We start from the raw sequence: 1,670 nt of genomic DNA, 5'->3' as shown, positions 1-1,670 counted from the left end.
TTCCCTACTTTCTCATGTCGCAAAAACGAATTCCATTTTCCGAGTACCTGCTGTACTTTTATAACATTGTTCTCGCGGGCAGATTTAGCCAACCAGCGACCAGAAACAGGTTCCTCTGCTTGCGACAGGAAATAGATAATCCTAACCTTCAATTCCAGCAGAGGATCGTTTTCCCTGCCCATGCCCATCATCTGTCCCCAGTGTTTTTGATAATATTCCTCCAAACCCGCTGGCAAATCATTTAAATTCACATCATTGTACGTGCCGCCTTCAATCTCATCAAGTACGTGGCGGAGGTAGATAAATTTCTTTTCGCTTTTTTGGGCTACCGCCGTCACAAACTGTTCCCGCTGCAAATTTCGACCCTTAATCCAATCCTGAATTAACTGGCTTCTCTCCGTGCGTTTTGCCAGATAAGCCTCGACATCTTTCTGACTTTCAGCACTGTATTTCATCAAATCAAAAACCGTCTTGTTAGCTGTCGGCATTGTCAGAAAATCCGGTCGCTTGGAAACAATAAAATAAACGTTGTCCGGCAAATCATTAGGCAAATACGAAACATTACTGTTGCTAGTTTGAGCCTTCCAATCAACTTCATCCAGCGCATCCACCACAAAAATTATTTTTTTGTCCTTGCTAGACTTAGCGCTGACTTCCTTCAGCAACTCGCCTAGAAAGTTGTTATTTTTCAGGGCATTTTCCGGCAGTCGCGGATACTTATCTTTAAGATTAAAACCTTCAATCAACTGAGTGCAAGCATTTTCCAAAAAAGTTTCAGCGCTGACAATCCCGTCCGGTTGCGAGTTGAAATGAGTAACGCAGCGGCGCTTCAACATCACCACACAGGCAGCCATAATCGCGCTTTTCCCAACACCCGGTTCCGCCTCCAAAACAAAATAGCCTTTTTGCTTTGTCCCCAGAAACTCATTAATTGCTTTAAACACAAATTTCCGACCGGTAAAGTCTTTAATTCTGTCCTGAATAATCGTCTCTGACTTAACAGGAATCGGCAAACTCGGCGCAGCAGGATCGATATATCTTTCCAGCAATGCCCTAATCTGCGCCAAATCGGATCGGATGCCAATTTCGATCGCCTCCAATTTCACCATCACTTGACAAATCTGCTGCTGAGTTGCCACCGCCTCCAACTTTTGCAGAATCTCCCCATTTTGCAGCCCCAAATCTCTCAATTCAGTCAAAGCAATTTGGTGAAGATTCAACAGCATGGCCGCAAACTTTTCGCCTCCCTTCGCCGCATCCAGTTTCAGCACTTCCCGGTAGGCTTTCGGGAAAGTTGTGTACAGCTTGTCCGCCACAAATTCCACGATTTCCCCATCGAAGGATTTGCCCTCGCTGCGGGCAAATTCCTGCAGGAAACTTGCCCAATCTTCCGGTGTCAATCCCGTAACGCGATCGAACTCTTCGACATCGGCCGAAAAAATCTTGGTTAGCTGGTCTTCGGAAATCTGTAAACCCCTTGACAAATCGGCTGTACTCGTGTTAATATCCAGCCAGTATTCAGGAGTTTTCTCGGCTAATTTATCTAAAGCCTGTTTTGGATAAGGCAAATTTTTGGTTTCGGCGATCGCAATTAATTCATCCGACTTCGCAACCTCTCTCAAAATATAGCCGATCGCCTCACCCGCCGCCTTAATCAAATCGTGATTATC

At 45.3% G+C, this 1,670-nt stretch carries 1 protein-coding gene; it reads right to left on the bottom strand.

All coding sequences use genetic code 11. The annotated features are described in order from the left end of the window. Positions 1-1,670: ATP-binding protein (locus QUA58_RS31250; protein WP_333398003.1), on the bottom strand; the 1,670-nt coding region annotated here is incomplete at both ends.

Source organism: Microcoleus sp. N9_A1, from assembly GCF_036701795.1.
GTDB lineage: Bacteria > Cyanobacteriota > Cyanobacteriia > Cyanobacteriales > Microcoleaceae > Microcoleus.
The sequence above is the reverse complement of the archived record's forward strand: the minus strand, read 5'-3'. Positions and strand labels throughout refer to the sequence as shown.